At 69.1% G+C, this 17,801-nt stretch carries 13 protein-coding genes; 7 read left to right on the forward strand and 6 right to left on the reverse strand.

All coding sequences use genetic code 11. From position 1 onward, the window contains the following. Positions 1-25: 25 nt before the first annotated feature. Positions 26-535: a CMD domain-containing protein gene (locus FHY06_RS15990; protein ID WP_019655588.1), complete on the reverse strand. Its 510-nt coding sequence runs from the start codon at positions 533-535 to the stop codon at positions 26-28. Positions 536-581: 46 nt separating this feature from the next. Further along, positions 582-2,054, reverse strand: a complete 1,473-nt coding sequence (locus FHY06_RS15995) for an NAD(P)-binding domain-containing protein (RefSeq protein ID WP_184605755.1) — start codon at positions 2,052-2,054, stop codon at positions 582-584. Between the two features lie 153 nt (positions 2,055-2,207). On the opposite strand from FHY06_RS15995, the gene FHY06_RS16000 reads away from it, so the two are divergent. The 6 genes from FHY06_RS16000 to FHY06_RS16025 all read left to right on the forward strand — a co-directional run bounded on the left by FHY06_RS16000 (position 2,208) and on the right by FHY06_RS16025 (position 14,379). Continuing rightward, positions 2,208-3,890, forward strand: a complete 1,683-nt coding sequence (locus FHY06_RS16000) for an alpha-amylase family glycosyl hydrolase (protein WP_184605756.1) — start codon at positions 2,208-2,210, stop codon at positions 3,888-3,890. Positions 3,891-3,901: 11 nt separating this feature from the next. Further along, the gene (gene glgB, locus FHY06_RS16005) at positions 3,902-6,073 is read left to right on the forward strand and encodes a 1,4-alpha-glucan branching protein GlgB (protein WP_184605757.1); all 2,172 of its coding nucleotides are present in this window, start codon (positions 3,902-3,904) and stop codon (positions 6,071-6,073) included. Between the two features lie 740 nt (positions 6,074-6,813). Next, on the forward strand, positions 6,814-8,949 hold the full coding sequence (gene glgX / locus FHY06_RS16010) for a glycogen debranching protein GlgX (RefSeq protein WP_184605758.1): 2,136 nt from the start codon (positions 6,814-6,816) through the stop codon (positions 8,947-8,949). A 110-nt stretch (positions 8,950-9,059) separates the two neighbouring features. Further along, positions 9,060-10,382, forward strand: a complete 1,323-nt coding sequence (gene glgC, locus FHY06_RS16015) for a glucose-1-phosphate adenylyltransferase (RefSeq protein WP_019655583.1) — start codon at positions 9,060-9,062, stop codon at positions 10,380-10,382. 23 nt (positions 10,383-10,405) lie between these two features. After that, the gene (gene glgA / locus FHY06_RS16020) at positions 10,406-11,899 is read left to right on the forward strand and encodes a glycogen synthase GlgA (protein WP_184605759.1); all 1,494 of its coding nucleotides are present in this window, start codon (positions 10,406-10,408) and stop codon (positions 11,897-11,899) included. Next, positions 11,896-14,379, forward strand: coding sequence for a glycogen/starch/alpha-glucan phosphorylase (locus FHY06_RS16025; protein ID WP_126184007.1), 2,484 nt, complete (start codon positions 11,896-11,898; stop codon positions 14,377-14,379). The genes glgA and FHY06_RS16025 overlap by 4 nt, the downstream gene beginning before the upstream one ends. A 104-nt stretch (positions 14,380-14,483) precedes the next feature. On the opposite strand, the gene FHY06_RS16030 is transcribed toward FHY06_RS16025, so the two are convergent. From FHY06_RS16030 to FHY06_RS16045, 4 genes are all read right to left on the reverse strand, one after another. Beyond that, on the reverse strand, positions 14,484-14,957 hold the full coding sequence (locus FHY06_RS16030; RefSeq protein ID WP_132799947.1) for an ExbD/TolR family protein: 474 nt from the start codon (positions 14,955-14,957) through the stop codon (positions 14,484-14,486). A 24-nt stretch (positions 14,958-14,981) separates the two neighbouring features. Continuing rightward, positions 14,982-15,674 (reverse strand): MotA/TolQ/ExbB proton channel family protein, encoded by a 693-nt coding sequence (locus FHY06_RS16035; protein WP_184605760.1) that lies wholly within the window; start codon positions 15,672-15,674, stop codon positions 14,982-14,984. 27 nt (positions 15,675-15,701) lie between these two features. Further along, positions 15,702-16,547, reverse strand: a complete 846-nt coding sequence (gene dapB, locus FHY06_RS16040) for a 4-hydroxy-tetrahydrodipicolinate reductase (protein WP_019655578.1) — start codon at positions 16,545-16,547, stop codon at positions 15,702-15,704. A 134-nt stretch (positions 16,548-16,681) separates the two neighbouring features. Further along, positions 16,682-17,248, reverse strand: a complete 567-nt coding sequence (locus FHY06_RS16045) for an outer membrane protein assembly factor BamE (RefSeq protein ID WP_184605761.1) — start codon at positions 17,246-17,248, stop codon at positions 16,682-16,684. Between the two features lie 94 nt (positions 17,249-17,342). Between FHY06_RS16045 and fur the strand changes: the two genes are divergently transcribed. Beyond that, complete coding sequence (gene fur / locus FHY06_RS16050; protein ID WP_019655576.1) at positions 17,343-17,762, forward strand: ferric iron uptake transcriptional regulator; 420 nt, start codon at positions 17,343-17,345, stop codon at positions 17,760-17,762. Positions 17,763-17,801: the final 39 nt, after the last annotated feature.

Here is a 17,801-nt window from a genome sequence, read left to right on the forward strand (position 1 = left end):
TGCTTGGGGCGGCCCGGCGCGGCGCTCATGCAGCAACCTCCAGCGCGGCCAGCGCCTTCAGGCCCGCGGCGACGCGGATCTGGTAAGACAGGTAGGCGATCAGCTGGCTCATCGCCACGATGGCCGGCGTCGACAGGCCGCTTTGGGCCAGCGACTGCACGGCAGCCTTGTCGCCCTCGATGGGGCGCTCGATCAGCTTGCCGGTGAAGGCCAGCACCGCCTGCAGGCGCGCGTCGGCCACGGGCTTGCCGGCATCGACGGCCGCGATCACGGCGGCGTCGGCCCCTTCGGCCACGAGCCGGTCGCGGTAGTGCCCGGCCAGGCTGTCGGCCTTCGAGACGCGGCAGGCGTGCAGCGCCACGAACAGCCGCTCGGCCACCGAGAGGCCTTCGACCGCAGGGGAAAACATCGCGTCATAGCTGCCCTGGGTCGCGGCCAGCACCTTCTCGCGCTGGCGGCGCAGCGCCCAGGTGGGCTGGTCCGGCGCCAGGGGGACGACGGCATCGATCACATCGGAAACGGGTGTGCTTGTCATGGTTCGCGGTTTCTCATGGGTCTTTTATCGGTCTCTTGTCGGCTTCTCATCGATTTCTCTCCTGGGGCGGCAGCGCGGGCGTCCATTCGTCGCCGAAGAGTTCGGGCTCCGCGAACTCCTGGAGGTAGGCCCAGTGCTGGTCGAAGTCCTCGCGGTAGAAGAGGCTCGCGATGCCGCTGGCCAGTCGCTTTGCGCCATCGCTGATGGCGGGAATGTCGCCCGACACCGTGCCGTGCGAGAGCGCCGCCGGATAGCAGAAGCAGTGGATGCGTGCGAGCCCCGGGCATTCGCCGGGCGAGCGCTCCTTGAACTCGAAGGCGGGGCCGAGGTCGGGGGAATCGGCCAGTTCCTGGTCTTCGTCGCCGGGGGCGGGCGTGAAGCGGTCCTTCCAGGTGCGCACGTGGGGCGCGATGGCGGCGAACTCGGGGCGGTTCGGCCAGTCGACCTTGAAGCCGGTGGAGACGATCAGGAAGTCGAATTCGAAATCGCCCCTGGGCGTCGACACCACCATGCCCTCGCCCTTCGGTTCGACCGACAGCACCGGGCAGCCGAAGTTGAAGAAGGCATTGGGATGGCGCGACACCCGCAGCGTGCTGCCGTGCGGCGGCGGCACGTTCAATACGTTGATGTAGTGGCGGATGCGCCACTTGAGCTCGTCGGGCAGGTCGTAGTGTCCGTGCGTGAGGCCAGGCACGCCCGCGCCCTTGCCCTTGTTGACGCGCGGCAGGTCGGGGCGGCGGATCAGCAGTTCGACGCTGTGGGCGCCGGCTTCGAGCGCGGTGGCGGCGCTGTCCATGGCCGAGGAGCCCGCGCCGATCACGCCCACGCGCAGGCCCCTGAGCCGGCCGTAGTCCATCTCGTCGGAGGAATGCGCCCATTTCGAGCGCGGCAGGGCGTTCACGAAGGCCGGCACCGCCGGGCCGCCGAGGCCGTCGCGCCCGGTGGCCAGCACCAGGCGGCGCGCCAGCACGCTGCTGCGTTCGCCATCGCCGGAGCGCAGTTCGAGGCGCACGCCGGCCGCGTCGGGCAGGGGCTGCACGGCGGTCACGGCCATGCCGTTGCGCACGTCCACGTTCATCACGCGGCGGTACCAGACGAGGTAGTCCATCCACTGCAGGCGCGGGATCTTGTCCAGCGCGGTCCAGGCCTCCAGCCCGAACTGGGCCTCGAACCAGGCGCGGAAGGTGAGCGCGGGCAGGCCCAGCGCGGGCCCGGTGAGCTCCTTGGGCGAGCGCAGCGTCTCCATGCGGGCCGTGGTGGCCCAGGGGCCTTCGCTGCCGGCTGGCGAGCGGTCGAAGATCACGGCGCGGATGCCCAGCTGCGCCAGCGCCACCGAGGCGGCGAGGCCGGCCTGCCCGCCGCCGATGATGGCCACGTCGATCATGGTTTCGCCACCGGCGGCCTGCCGAGCGGGCATCCAGTTGCGGGCGGGCCAGCCTAGGTAGGCGAGGTCCTGGGCGAGCCGGGCCTCGAGCGCGGCCAGGGAGGAAGGTGGGGAAACGGGATCGGGAATCGTCATTTTGAAAACCGGGAACGGCGCCCAGTGTAGAAAGCTTCGCGAAGCCCCACGCCGCGCTGCGCCGCCCCGCATGGCCGCCCCACCCGGCAGCATCACCGGCCCCACTGGCCCGGATTTCGCATGCCACAATGATTTCAGACCACAGGGACCGGCATGGCCAGCAGCAAAACCGACGGCAGCAACAGCGAATGGTGGCGCGGCGCGGTGATCTACCAGATCTACCCGCGCAGCTTCATGGACAGCAATGGCGACGGCATCGGCGACCTGCCGGGCATCACGTCCCGGCTGGAGCACGTGGCCAGCCTCGGCGTCGATGCGATCTGGGTGTCGCCGTTCTTCCGCTCGCCGATGAAGGACTTCGGCTACGACGTGTCCGACTACCGCGCGGTCGATCCGCTCTTCGGCACGCTGGCCGACTTCGACGCCATGCTGGCGCGCATGCACGAGCTGGGCCTGAAGCTGGTCATCGACCAGGTGCTCTCGCACACCTCCGACCAGCACGCCTGGTTCGCCGAAAGCCGCAGCTCGCGAGACAACCCCAAGGCCGACTGGTACGTCTGGGCCGACCCCAAGCCCGACGGCACGCCGCCGACCAACTGGCTGTCGGTGTTCGGCGGCCCGGCCTGGCAGTGGGACTCGCGCCGTCGCCAGTACTACCTGCACAGCTTCCTGGCCGAACAGCCCGACCTGAACTTCCATTGCCCCCAAGTGCAGGAGGCGCTGCTGGGCGAGGTGCGCTTCTGGTGCGAGCGCGGAGTGGACGGCTTCCGCTTCGACGCCTGCAACCACCAGTTCCACGACGCGCTGCTGCGCGACAACCCGCCGGCCACGCTGGCCTCCATCGGCGAAGTCAGCACGGTGCGCGCCGACAACCCGTACGCGATGCAGCAGCACCTGTACGACAAGAGCCAGCACGAGAACCTGGCGTTCCTCGAAGGGCTGCGCCGGCTGCTCGACGAATACGGCGCGGTGGCGCTGGGCGAGGTCGGCGACGAGAACGCGCCGCCGGTCATGGCCCAGTACACCGAGCTCGGCAAGCGCCTGCACCTGGCCTACAGCTTCAGCCTGCTGACGGCCGATCACAGCCCCGCGCACCTGCGCCACCAGGTCGAGGCGCTCGACACAGCGCTCGCGCACACCGGCGGCTGGGGCTGCTGGGCGATCTCGAACCACGACGTGCCGCGCGTCGCCACCCGCTGGAGCGGCGGCGGCGCGCCCGACACCCGCCGCGACCGGCTCTGGCTCGCGCTGCTGCTCTCGCTGCGCGGCAGCGCCAGCATCTACCAGGGCGAGGAACTGGGCCTGCCCGAGGCCGAGGTGCCCTTCGAGCTGCTTCAGGACCCGTACGGCCGCGCCTTCTGGCCCGAGTTCAAGGGCCGCGACGGCTGCCGCACGCCCATGCCCTGGACCCCTGAAGCACCCAACGGCGGCTTCACCACCGGCACGCCCTGGCTGCCGGTGTACGGCCCGCACCTGCCGCTGGCCATCGAGCGCCAGGCCGCCGACCCCGACTCGATGCTCGCCTTCAGCCGCACCCTGCTGCACTGGCGGCGCACCCAGCCGCTGCTGCGCACCGGCGCCATCCGCTTCTTCGACACGCCGGCGCCGCAGCTGCTGCACTTCGAGCGGCACGGCGACGGCGCTTCGTCGATGCAGGCAATCTTCAACTTCGGCGGCGAGCCGGCAGCGATACCGCTGCCCCACGGCATTGCTCCTGTTGTCGGACAGCCGCTGGCGGAGACATCCGTCATCCACACCGCGGACGGAAAGCGCATGCTGCAGCTGACGCCGTACGGCGTCTTCTTCGGCGCGCCCGCCGGCGAAGAACCCAGCTGAGCCCATCCAACATGCCCGTCAAGCCCCTTCCGGAGTCCGAAATCCACGCGCTGATGCGCGCCGAGCACGGCGACCCGTTCGCCGTGCTCGGTCCGCACGAGACGCCCGAGGGCCTGGTCGTGCGCGCCCTGCTGCCCGGCGCGCAGCACGTGGCGGTGGTGCATTCGCGCACCGGCTGGCCGCTGTCGATACTCACGCGCCATCCCGAATCCGACCTCTTCAGCGGCCTCGTGCCCGCCGCGGAGGCCCGCATGGGCTATTCGTTCCAGGTCGACTGGGACACCCACACCTCGCGGCTCGAAGACCCCTACCGTTTCTCCTTCGTGCTCGGCGAGACCGACGTGTGGCTGCTGGCCGAGGGCACGCACCTGCGGCCGTGGGAGCGGCTGGGCGCGCACCTGCGCGAGATCGACGGCGTGAAGGGCGTGGCCTTCGCGGTCTGGGCGCCGAACGCGAAGCGCGTGTCGGTGGTCGGCAGCTTCAACAACTGGGACGGCCGGCGCCACATGATGCGGCTGCGCCGCGAGTGCGGCGTGTGGGAGATCTTCGCGCCGCACGTGTCCGTGGGCGACAGCTACGAATTCGAGATCCTGTCGGCGCAGGGCGAAGTGCTGCGCAAGGCCGACCCCTTCGCCTTCTCGGCGCAGCTGCGCCCCGACACCGCCTGCGTGGTGCAGCCCCTGCCCGCGCCGGTGAAGATGCCCGGGGGCCGCGCCGCCGCCAACGGACGCGACGCGCCCATCAGCATCTACGAAGTGCACCTGGGCTCGTGGCGCCGCAAGAACGGCCACGAGTGGCTGGACTACCGCGAGCTGGCCGACACGCTGGTGCCGTACGCGCGCGACATGGGCTTCACGCACATCGAGCTGCTGCCCGTGAGCGAACATCCCTTCGACGGCTCGTGGGGCTACCAGCCCATCGGCCTCTATGCCCCCACCTCGCGCTTCGGCACGCCGGGCGACTTCCGCCATTTCGTCGAGGCGGCGCACGAGGCGGGGCTGGGCGTGATCCTCGACTGGGTGCCCGCGCACTTCCCCACCGACGCCCACGGCCTGGGCCGCTTCGACGGCACCGCGCTGTACGAGTACGCCGACCCGCGCGAAGGCTTCCACAACGACTGGCAGACGCTGATCTTCAACTACGCGCGCACGGAAGTCCGCAACTACCTCGTCGGCAACGCGCTGTACTGGCTGGAGCGCTACGGCGTCGACGGCCTGCGCGTGGACGCCGTGGCGTCGATGCTCTACCGCGACTACAGCCGCAAGTCGGGCGAGTGGATACCCAACGCGCTCGGCGGCCGCGAGAACCTGGAAGCCATCGAATTCCTGCGCCGCATGAACCGCGTGGTCGGCATCGAGCGGCCTGGCGCAGTGACCATCGCCGAGGAATCGACCAGCTTTCCCGGCGTCACCCGCCCGCCCGAGGACGGCGGCCTGGGATTCCACTACAAGTGGAACATGGGCTGGATGAACGACACGCTGGCCTACGCCGGCACCGACCCGGTCTACCGCAAGCACCACCACCGGCAGATCACCTTCGGGCTGATGTACGCGCACAGCGAGAACTTCGTGCTGCCGCTGTCGCACGACGAAGTGGTGCACGGCAAGGGTTCGATGATCGGGCGCATGCCCGGCGACGAATGGCAGAAGTTCGCGGGACTGCGCAACCTGTACGGGTACCTCTGGGCCTATCCGGGGAAGAAGCTGCTCTTCATGGGCGGCGAGTTCGCGCAGTACGCGGAGTGGAATGCGGATCGCAGCCTTGACTGGCATCTGCTGGAGCATGCGTCGCACCAGGGTGTGCGCAGGCTGGTGCGCGACCTGAACAACGTGTATCGGCACTTTCCGGCCCTGCATGAGCTCGACCATGAGGCGCGGGGGTTCGAGTGGATCGTGCATGACGACTCGGACCAGTCGGTCTTCGCGTTCGTGCGCCGGGCTCGCGACGGGGGGTTTGTGGTGGTGGTCTGCAACTTCACGCCTGTGCCTCGGATGGGGTATCGGCTCGGTGTTCCCTCTGCGGGGGCTTACCGGGAGATCATCAATACGGATGGGGTCGTGTATGGGGGGAGCGGTGTGGGGAACGGGGTTGTCGAAAGCTCGGCTGTTGCCTGGCATGGGAAGGCGGATTCGGTTTCTGTGGATGTGCCGCCGTTGGGTACTTTGATGTGGGTGCTGGTTTGATTTTTGGGGTTGGGTTGCTTTTCGGGGGGCTGCTCGTTGCTCTGGCTTCGTGAGACTCTGTTTGGCGGTTGCTTCCCGAGGCCGGGTCTCGGCCCGGCGGCCGACCTACTTTTCTTTGCTTCGCCAAAGAAACGTAGGCAAAAGAAAGGCGACCCTGCTGTCTGCGTCCCTTCGCTTCGCTACGGGCAACCTGCGGTGCTCGACGTAGGAGGGGGTCCGCAGAACTCGCTCCACTGCGTTGCGCTCAGACAGCTGCGGCCCTTGTCCCTCCTACGTCTGCGCTCCTCGGCGCAGCCAGAAGGGAGTTGGGCACCAAACAGGCCATCGCTGCGCTCGGCCCTTGAACAGCACGGACTGGCCTTCGCTTCGCTCGGCCACGCATCGAACCCCTGCGGTTTCACCAAACTTGACGATCCGTTCCAAGCACAGCAAGCGCGAAGCGCTTGCTGTGCCTTGGTGGCCGAGCGAAGCAAAGGCCCGTGCGTCTCCCCTCCCCTCTGGCTGCGCCGAGGAGCGCAGCGTTTCGCGGATCAGGGCTCGCAGCTGTTTGAGCGAAGCGAGTTCTGCGAGACCCCGCGAAACGCGAGCACCGCAGGTTGCCCCGTAGCGCAGCGAAGGGGTCGCAGACAGTGGGGTCGCCTTTCTTTTGCCTACTTTTCTTTGGCGAAGCAAAGAAAAGTAGGTCGCCCGCCGGGGCGAGTCCCGGCCTCGGGAAGCAACCCCCATCGAGAGCAAGCACGATGCTGAGCCCAGGCAATCAGTACCCCCTAGGCGCAACCCCCTCGCAACAGGGCGTCAACTTCGCAATAGCAGCCCCCACAGCAGAAGCCGTAGACCTCTGCATCTTCGACACCACAGGCAAGAACGAACAACAACGCCTGCGCCTCCCCACCTGCACAGACGGCATCTGGCACGGCCACCTGCCCAGCGGCAAGCCAGGCCTCGTCTACGGCTACCGAGTCCACGGCCCCTGGAACCCGGGAGCAGGCCAGCGCTTCAACCCGTCGAAGCTGCTCCTGGACCCCTACGCCCGCGAAATCGCAGGCACCTACGACGGCAGCGACCTCTTCCTCGGCCACGACCCGGCGCATCCCGAAAAGCGGGACACCCGAGACAACGCCGCCATCGCCCTCAAGGCCCGGGTAGCGGCTCCCCGCCCCTTCGCAGCACCGGGCCACGCCCGCATCGCAGCAGGCGACCGCGTCCTCTACGAACTCCACGTCAAGGGCCAGACCAAGCTCAACCCCGCGGTCCCCGCACCGCTGCGCGGCACCTACGCCGGCCTCGCCGAGCCCGCCGTGCTCGACCACCTCCAGCGCCTGGGCATTACCACGCTGAGCCTCATGCCCGTGCAGCACCGCGCCGACGAGCCCCGCCTGCTGCGCATGGGCCTGAGCAACTACTGGGGCTACAACACCATCGGCTGGTTCGCGCCCGAGGCCCGCTACTGGAGCGGCCGCCCCGGCACCACGCCCGCGGGCGAGTTCCGCGCGATGGCCGACGCGATCCACGCGCGCGGCATGGAGCTGGTGATCGACGTGGTCTACAACCACAGCGCCGAGAGCGACGAGCTCGGCCCGACGCTGTCGATGCGCGGCATCGACAACGCGCTCTACTACCACCTGCGCGAAGACGACCGCTCGCTCTACGAGAACTGGGCCGGCACCGGCAACTGCCTGAACCTCGGCGAGCCGCGCGTGCTGCAGCTGGTGATGGACAGCCTGCGCTTCTGGGCCTGCGAGATGGGCGTCGACGGTTTCCGCTTCGATCTCGCCCCGGTGCTCGGGCGCGCCGACGCACAGCGCGGCTTCGATGCGCGCGCGCCCTTCTTCGCCGCCATCGCGCAGGACCCGGTGCTGTCGCGCACGCTGCTGATCGCCGAACCCTGGGACATCGGCCCCGACGGCTACCGCCTCGGCGGGTTCCCGCCGGGCTGGCTCGAATGGAACGACCGCTACCGCGACACGCAGCGCGGCTTCTGGCTGCGGCAGGCGCATGCCGATGACCGCGCCGGGCTGGGCAGCTTCGCGCATCGCTTCACGGCCTCCAGCACCGAGTTCGCGCATCGTGGCCGCGCGCCGACGGCCAGCGTCAACTTCATCACCGCGCACGACGGCTTCACGCTGCGCGACCTGGTGAGCTACGACGAGCGCCACAACCTCGCCAACGGCGAGGACAACCGCGACGGCCACGGCCACAACCTCAGCAACAACTGCGGCGTCGAGGGGCCGAGCGACGACCCCGCGGTGCTGGCCATGCGCACGCGGCTGCAGCGGGCGCTGCTCGCCACGCTGATGCTGTCGCAGGGCACGCCGATGCTGCTGGCCGGCGACGAACTCGGCCACAGCCAGAAGGGCAACAACAACGCCTACTGCCAGGACAACGACACCACCTGGCTCGCCTGGATCGGCACCTCCGCCCCCGGCAGCGACCCGGCCGTGCTGAGCGCCTTCGTCGCGCGCCTGGCCGCGCTGCGCCGCGAGGCCCCCGCCCTGCGCAGCACGCACTGGTGGCCGGCCGAAGCGCCGCCCGACGGCTCGTTCCCCCGCATCCGCTGGCTGCGCCCCGACGGCGAACCGATGACGCCCGACGACTGGAACGGCACGGGCACGGCCCTTGCAATCCACTTCGTCGATGGGACAACAACGACGACGACAACCGCAACGACAACCTCGACGACAGCGCAGGCCGGCGATGCGATCTCATGGCTGGTGATGGTGAACGCCGGGCCGCAGGCCGTGTCGTTCACGCTGCCGCCGGGCGCGTGGCGTCTCTGCCTGGGCACCGATCCGCAGGCGGATCCGGGCGAGCACCCCCAGGCGCTGGACGGCACTGCGCAAGTGCCTTTCTCGAGCATCGGGGTTGCAAGAACGTAGAAGCCAGCCGCCCGGCACGGTGCTAGTCTCGATGCAGAAGAAACTCTGAATCACGGCGCATTCCGGCCTGGCGAACACCCAACGAACGAACAAACGAACGGAGACTCAGGATGGACAAGCCCACACCGCAAGCGCTGCCTTCGCAGCCGCAACAGCAAGAGCTTCAGGCCCACCAGCTGGTACGCCGCACCATCGCCCTGGTGCTGGCCGGCGGGCGCGGCTCCCGCCTCAAGCAACTGACCGACCGGCGCGCCAAGCCGGCGGTGTACTTCGGGGGCAAGTTCCGCATCATCGACTTCGCGCTGTCGAACTGCCTCAACTCGGGCATCCGGCGCATGGCGGTGGTCACGCAGTACAAGTCGCACTCGCTCATGCGCCACCTGCAGCGCGGCTGGAGCTTCCTGCGCGCCGAGCTCAACGAGATGGTCGACGTGCTGCCCGCGCAGCAGCGCATGGGCGACGAGAACTGGTACCGCGGCACGGCCGACGCGGTGTTCCAGAACCTGGACATCATCCAGACCCGTTCCACCAAGCACGACTACGTGGTGGTGCTGGCCGGCGACCACATCTACAAGATGGACTACTCGCTGATGGTGAAGGACCACGCCGAGCGCGGCCTGGGCTGCACGGTCGGCTGCATCGAGGTGCCGCGCATGGAGGCCACGGCCTTCGGCGTGATGGCCGTGGACGACGACCGCCGGATCACCGAATTCCTGGAGAAGCCCGCCGACCCGCCCGCCATGCCCGGCAGACCCGACACGGCGCTGGCGAGCATGGGCATCTACGTGTTCGACTCCGAATACCTCTACCGGCTGCTCGAGGAGGACAACGCGAACCCGAATTCGAGCCACGACTTCGGCAAGGACATCATTCCCCGCGCCGTGGCCGAGGGCCGGGCGCTGGCGCATCCCTTCGGCATGTCGTGCGTCACGCGGGCCTCGCGCGGGCCGGAGGCCAAGACCTACTGGCGCGACGTGGGCACGATTGATGCATTCTGGGCAGCCAACCTCGACCTGGCCTCCATCACCCCGGAGCTCGACATCTATGACACGGACTGGCCCATCTGGACCTACCAGCGGCAGCTGCCGCCGGCCAAGTTCGTGCTCGACCGCAACGGCCACCACGGCATGACGGTCAACACCATCGTCTCGGGCGGCTGCATCGTCTCGGGCTCCAAGGTCAGCAGCTCGGTGCTGTTCTCGGGCGTGCGCGTGCATTCCTTCTGCGAGATCAACGAGGCCGTGCTGCTGCCCGACGTGGAGGTGGGCCGCGGCGCGCGGCTGAACCGCGTGGTGATCGACCGCGCCTGCGTGATCCCCGACGACATGGTGATCGGCGAGGATGCCGAGGCGGACGCCGCGCGCTTCGAGCGCACCGAGAACGGCGTCGTGCTGGTCACCCGGGAAATGCTCAAGCGCCTCGCGGCCACCTGACCCGAGAGCACCCACTGACAACGATGCGAATACTCCAGGTCAGCGCAGAACTCTTTCCCCTCCTCAAGACCGGCGGACTGGCGGACATCGCCGGCGCCCTGCCCCTGGCGCTCACCGCCGCCGGCCAGGACGCGCGCGTGCTGCTGCCGGGCTTCCCGGCCATCGTGGCCGGCGTGCGCGACCTCGCGCCGGTGGCCTCCTTCGAGGCGCCCTGGGGCGAAGGCTTCGGGCTGCGGCTCGGGCACATCGACATCGACGGAACGCCCGGCATCGCGGCCTACGTGATCGACGCGCCGGCGCTCTACGGCCGGCCCGGCAACCCCTACGAGGACGCCTCGCGCCAGCCCTACGGCGACAACCACCGCCGCTTCGCGCTGCTCGGATGGGCGGCCGCGCAGCTGGCGCAGGGCCTCGATCCGCAGTGGCAGCCCGAGGTCGTGCACGCGCACGACTGGCATGCCGCGCTCGCGCCGGCCTACCTGCACTTCGCGCGGCAGTCCGGCGCGCCGCACGTGGGCAGCGTCTTCACCGTGCACAACCTGGCCTACCAGGGCATCTTCGCGCCCTGGCATTTCGCGGAGCTCGGCCTGCCGGGCAGCGCGTTCCAGATGGACGGCCTCGAGTACCACGGCCAGATCTCTTTCATGAAGGGCGGCCTGTACTTCGCCGACCGCCTCACCACCGTGAGCCCGACCTACGCGCTGGAGATCCAGACGCCCGAGCAGGGCTGCGGGCTCGACGGCCTGCTGCGCCAGCGCAGCGCAGCCTTGAGCGGCATCCTCAACGCGGTCGACGACAAGGTCTGGAACCCCGCCGCCGACGCCGCGCTGGTGCAGGGCTACCACACGCCCGAAGGCCGCCACATGGCGGGCAAGGCGCGCTGCAAGTCGGTGCTGCAGCACCAGCTGGGCCTGGCCGAGCGGCCGGACGCGCCGCTCTTCATCGTCGTGAGCCGGCTCACCGAGCAGAAAGGCCTGCACCTGGTGCTCGGCGGGCTCGACGCGCTGCTCGCCCAGGGCGGGCAGCTCGCGCTGCTGGGCAGCGGCGAGGCCTGGCTGGAGGAAGCCTTCCGCCAGCGCGCGGCGGCCGCGCCGCAGTCGGTGGCCGTGACCATCGGCTACAACGAGACGCTGGCCCACCAGATGTTCGGCGCCGGCGACGTGACGCTGGTGCCCTCGCTCTTCGAGCCCTGCGGCCTCACGCAGATGTACGGCCTCAAGTACGGCGCGCTGCCGCTGGTGCGACGCGTCGGCGGGCTGGCCGACACGGTGGTCGACAGCTCGCTGGAAGACCTCGCCAGCGGCGAGGCCACCGGCTTCGTGTTCGACCGCTTCGACGCCGCGGACTACGCCCGCGCGCTGCGCCGCGCCTTCGCGCTCTACGACCGCGGCCCCGACTGGCGCCGCGTGCGCGGCAACGCCATGCGCCGGCCGGCCGACTGGGCCACGGCCGCCGCGCAATACATCGACGTGTACCGGCAAAGCATCAAACAACCCTCTTCCGGGAGTGCCCCATGACGATCAAGGACTTCGCCTACGACCACCCCGACCGCGACGTCGCGGCCTTCAAGCGCGCGGTGGCCAACAAGCTGATCTACGCGGTCGGCAAGGACCCCGTCGCCGCCAGCCAGGACGACTGGCTCAACGCCACCTCGCAGGCGGTGCGCGACCAGCTGGTCGAGCGCTGGATGATGACCACGCGCGCCAACTACGCCCAGGACCTGAAGCGCGTCTACTACCTGTCGATGGAATTCCTGATCGGGCGCACATTCACCAACGCGCTGCTGGCGGTGGACCTGTACGACACCGTGCGCGAGGCGCTGGCCGACTTCGGCGTGGACATGGCGGCGCTGTCCGAGCGCGAACCCGACGCGGCGCTGGGCAACGGCGGCCTGGGCCGGCTGGCGGCCTGCTTCCTCGACTCGATGGCCACGCTGGGCGTGCCGGGCATGGGCTACGGCATCCGCTACGAGTACGGCATGTTCCGCCAGCGCATCGTCGACGGCCAGCAGGTGGAGACTCCCGACTACTGGCTCACGCGCGGCAACCCGTGGGAGTTCCAGCGGCCCGAGGTGAACTACCGCGTGCGCTTCGGCGGCCACGTGCAGAAGCGCGAAGGCGCCAGCGCCGCATCGGGCGCGGCCGACTGGGTCGACACGCACGACGTGCTGGCGGTGGCCTACGACACCATCATCCCCGGCTACGGCACGCAGGCCACCAACACGCTGCGGCTGTGGTCGGCGCGCGCCACCGAGGAGATCGACCTCTCGGCCTTCAACCGCGGCAACTACATGCAGGCGGTGGAGAGCAAGAACCACTCGGAGAACGTCTCGCGCGTGCTCTACCCCGACGACTCCACGCCTTCGGGCCGCGAGCTGCGCCTGCACCAGGAGTACTTCTTCTGCAGCGCCAGCGTGCAGGACCTGCTGCGCCGCTACCTGCGCAACCACAAGACCTTCGACCAGCTCTCCGAGAAGGTCAGCATCCACCTGAACGACACGCACCCGGTGCTGGCCGTGCCCGAGCTCATGCGCCTCTTGCTCGACGAGCACGGCATGCCGTGGGACGAGGCCTGGGCGCACACGCAGAAGGTGTTCAGCTACACCAACCACACGCTGATGCACGAGGCGCTGGAGACCTGGCCGGTGGAGATGCTCGGGCGCATCCTGCCGCGGCACCTGCAGATCATCTACGACATCAACGCGAGGTTCCTCGCCACGGTGACGCAGAAGGTGGGCAACGACGTGGACCTGATGCGCCGCCTCTCGCTGGTCGACGAGACCGGCGAGCGCCGCGTGCGCATGGCCTACGTGGCGGTGCTCGCGAGCCACTCGGTCAACGGCGTGTCGGGGCTGCACTCGGAGCTGATGAAGCAGTCGATCTTCTCGGACTTCGCGAAGATCTTTCCCGAGCGCTTCAACAACAAGACCAACGGCGTCACGCCCAGGCGCTGGCTGGCGCAGGCCAACCCGCCGCTGGCGGCGCTGCTCGACCAGCGCATCGGCAAGGGCTGGCGGCGCGACCTCTCGCAGCTGGAGGCGCTCAGGCCCATGGCCGCGCAGCCGGCCTTCGTGCGCGCCTTCCGCCACGCCAAGCGCGAGAACAAGCTGCGGCTGGCCAACTGGGTGGAACAGCACCTGAAGATCGACATCGACACCGACGCGATGTTCGACGTGCAGGTCAAGCGCATCCACGAGTACAAGCGGCAGCTGCTCAACGTGCTGCACGTGGTGACGCGCTACCACCGCATCCTCGACGCGCAGGCCGCGGGCACGCCGATCGACATGGTGCCGCGCGTGGTGGTGTTCGCGGGCAAGGCGGCGTCGGCCTATGCGATGGCCAAGCTGGTCATCAGGCTCATCAACGACGTGGCCGCCACCATCAACGCCGACGCGCGCGTGGGCAAGCTGCTGAAGGTGGTGTTCCTGCCGAACTACAGCGTGAGCCTGGCCGAGGTCATCATGCCGGCGGCCGACCTGTCGGAGCAGATCTCCACGGCGGGCACGGAAGCATCGGGCACCGGCAACATGAAGTTCGCACTCAACGGCGCGCTCACCATCGGCACGCTGGACGGCGCGAACGTCGAGATGCGCGAGAGCGTGGGGCCCGAGAACATCTTCATCTTCGGCAACACCGCGCCCGAGGTGGCCGACATCCGCGCACGCGGCTACCAGCCGCGCGACATCTATGAGGAGAACGCCGAACTCAAGCGCGTGCTCGACGCGATCCGCGACGGCGCCTTCTCGCCCGGCGAGCCCTCGCGCTACCAGGGCATCTACGACGCGCTGGTGAACTGGGGCGACCACTACCTGCTGCTGGCCGACTACGCGAGCTACGTGGCGAAGCAGGCGGAGGTCGACGCGCTCTACCGCGATTCGGACGCGTGGACGCGCAAGGCGATCCTCAACGTGGCGGGGATGGGGGTGTTCTCGTCGGACCGCACGATCGCGCAGTACGCGCACGAGATCTGGCGTACGAAGCCTGTGGTACTTGGCTAACCCCCAGGCTTGCCCACTTCGTGTGGCCGCCCACCCCCTTGCAGGGGGCGACACCTGCGGCCCGGCAAAGCCGGTTCCGCGGTGTCCACGAAAAAAGAGTCAGATCAGCGAGGCAGCTTCTGCGGCGCCGGCTCCGCCTCGGTCACGAAGCCGATGCGGCTGAGCCCCGCCTTGTTCGCGATACCCATCAGCGCCACCACCTTGCCGTAGGGCACGGTCTGGTCGGCGCGCAGTTGCACCTCGGTGTCCTTGCTGTCGGCAGCGGCCTTCTCGAGTTGCTGCGCCAGTTCCTCGTCGGTCACGGCCTTGTCGTTGAGGAAGACCTTGCCCGAGGCGTCGACCGACAGGCTCACGAACTTGGGTGCGTCGTTGGGCTGGCCGGCGTCGGTCTGCGGCAGGTCGAGCTTGATCGAGCTGGCCATCAGCGGCGCGGTGATGATGAAGATCACCAGCAGCACCAGCATCACATCGACCAGCGGCGTGACGTTGATGTCGGACAGCGGCCGCTGCGCCCCGCCGCCCATGGCGCGTCCGCCGCCGCCGGCGGCGCTGCCCAGTGATGTGCGACCGAAGGCCATGGTGGTGTGCCTCGCCGTGTCGGGCTAGACCGGCATCGGCCGCGCGGGCGGCGCGGCAGGCGCCGGCGCAGCGCCGAAGCTGCCCAGCAGGTCGTGCGCGAAGCCTTCGAGCTCGGCCTCGATGCGGCCGATGACGCGACCGAAGACGTTGTAGGCCAGCACGGCCGGAATGGCCACGGCGAGACCGAAGGCCGTCATGATGAGCGCCTCGCCGACCGGGCCCGCCACCTTGTCGATGGTGAAGCCGCCGGTCTGGCCGGCGATGCCCGTCAGCGCGCCGTAGATGCCCCAGACCGTGCCCAGCAGCCCCACGAAGGGCGCGGTGGCGCCGACGGTGGCCAGCAGGATCTGCCCCGCCTGCAGCCGGCGCAGCGCACCGTGCAGGGCGTCGCGCAGCACGCGCGTCAGGCGCTGGTTGCGGTCGACCGCGGCACCCAGCGTGCCGGCCGGCTCGCCCGCGGCCACGCTGCGGATGGCGGAGACTGCGGGCGACACCAGCGTGGCGCGGTCGAAGGCCTTGAGCTTGTGCTCGGCGTCGGCCAGCGTGGACGACTGCCAGAACGCCGCGATGCTGCGCAGCACGTCGCGCGTGCCGCCGCGCAGCAGCCACGCCTTCCAGAGGATGATGACCCAGCTCGCGATCGACATCGCGAGCAGCAGCGCGGCCACCGAACGGCTGACGCCGTCGCCGTGGGCCAGCAGTTCGAGCACGCTCATCGGCGGTCCTTGGTTGGTGCCGCGCGCTCAGCGAAGACCGAGCACGTCGTACATGTCGAACAGGCCTGCACGCTGGCCGGCCAGGAAGCGCACCGCGCGCAGGCTGCCCTGGGCGTAGGTGGTGCGGCTCGACGACTTGTGGGTGATCTCGATGCGCTCGCCGGTGCCGGCGAACAGCACGGTGTGGTCGCCCACGATGTCGCCGCCGCGGATGGCCGAGAAGCCGATGGTGGACGGGTCGCGCTCGCCGGTGATGCCTTCGCGGGCGTACACCGCGCAGTCCTTGAGGTCGCGGCCCAGCGCGTCGGCGATGACCTCGCCCATCTTGAGCGCGGTGCCCGAGGGCGCGTCGACCTTGTGGCGGTGGTGCGCCTCGATGATCTCGATGTCGTAGCCCGTCGCCATGGCCTTGGCCGCCATCTCCAGCAGCTTGAAGGTGACGTTGACGCCCACGCTCATGTTGGGGGCCATCATGATCGCGATGTCCTTCGCGATCTCGGCGATCTCGGCCTTCTGCGCGTCGCTGAAGCCGGTGGTGCCGATCACGGCCTGCACGCCCAGTTCGCGGCAGACCGCGAGGTGCGCGAGCGTGCCTTCGGGGCGGGTGAAGTCGATGAGCACCTGCGCGTCCTTCAGGCCGGCGCGCAGGTCGGACACGATGGACACGCCGCTGTCGAAGCCCAGGAAGGCACCGGCATCGGTGCCGAGCGCCGGGCTGCCGGCGATGTCGAGGGCGCCGGCCAGGCGCATGTCGGGCGCGTTGCGCACGGCCTCGATCAGCATGTGGCCCATACGGCCCGAAGCCCCGGCGATGGCGACGCGGCGCGGCTCGGAGGCGGAATTGGTGGCGGGGGTGGAGGTGGATTCGGTCACGCGGATTCAGTCAGTCTTCGAGGATTTTCGAAACGGCCCGAGGCGGTGAGGAACGGCCGGGGAACATCGATCGACACGAACGAAACGGACCGGCCCGGCGGCACCGCCCGCTGCCGCCGATGACCCTGGCGCGCTCAGCGCGTCGCTTCGAGCGGGGGGTAGGCGGCCGGCAGCGGCGGCAGCGAAGCCGACGCGGAAGCCTTGTCGGCATCGGCTTTCTTCTTGCCGTCCTTGGGCGCGTATTTCTTGAGGTCGTCTTCCGAGGCCTCGAGCGTGGGCACCCTGCCGGATTTCTTGCGGGTGTCGAGCGTGGCGACGAACTCTTCCTCGCTGGGCATCTCGTCGCCCTCGAAGCGGTCGAGCAGCTCGCCGTTGAAGAACACCGTGAGGTGGCGCTCCTGCGGGTCGACGCCCTGGCGGCGGATGGTGAAGACGTAGTCCCAGCGGTTGGCGTGGAAGACGTCGTTCAGCAGCGAGGTCCCGAGGATTTCCCGCACCTGCTGGCGGGACATTCCTGGCTTGAGCGCCGCGACCTGTTCCTTCGACACGAAATTGCCCTGAACCACCTCGACTTTGTAGGGGGTTACGGCAGCCAGCGCGCCACGCGTGCGCTCGGTGAAACCGCTGCAGGCACCGAGGCCGAGCGTCGCCGCGACGGCGGCAGCCAGCAGCCAGGGCCGGCGTTGGAAGATGGCAGGCATGGGAGGAAAAGGGGTAGCGATATGATCGGCCATTGTAGCGGCTGGCCTTTTCGGGGCCTTTCGCCGCGGCCCCGCCAGGGGCGCAGGAACCACCATGGCCAACATCGACGAACTCAAGAACACCGGCCTCAAGGCCACCCTGCCGCGCCTGAAGATCCTGGAGATCTTCCAGACCGGCAGCCAGCGGCACATGACGGCGGAAGACGTGTTCCGCGTGCTGCTGAACGAACATTCCGACATCGGGCTGGCCACCGTCTACCGGGTGCTGACGCAGTTCGAGCAGGCCGGCATCCTGGAGCGCAGCCACTTCGAGAGCGGCAAGGCGGTCTACGAGCTGAACGAAGGCACGCACCACGACCACCTGATCTGCACCTCCTGCGGCAAGGTCGAGGAGTTCTACGACGCCGAGATCGAGCGCCGCCAGCAGATGATCGCCAAGGACAAGGGCTGGATCCTGCAGGACCATGCCATGTCGCTTTACGGCTTGTGCGGGGACTGCGCGAAGAAACGTTGACCCCCCGGCTTTTCACTTCGCTTCGCTGCGTGTAACTCC

This window comes from Variovorax atrisoli, assembly GCF_014195185.1.
Lineage (GTDB): Bacteria > Pseudomonadota > Gammaproteobacteria > Burkholderiales > Burkholderiaceae_C > Variovorax > Variovorax atrisoli.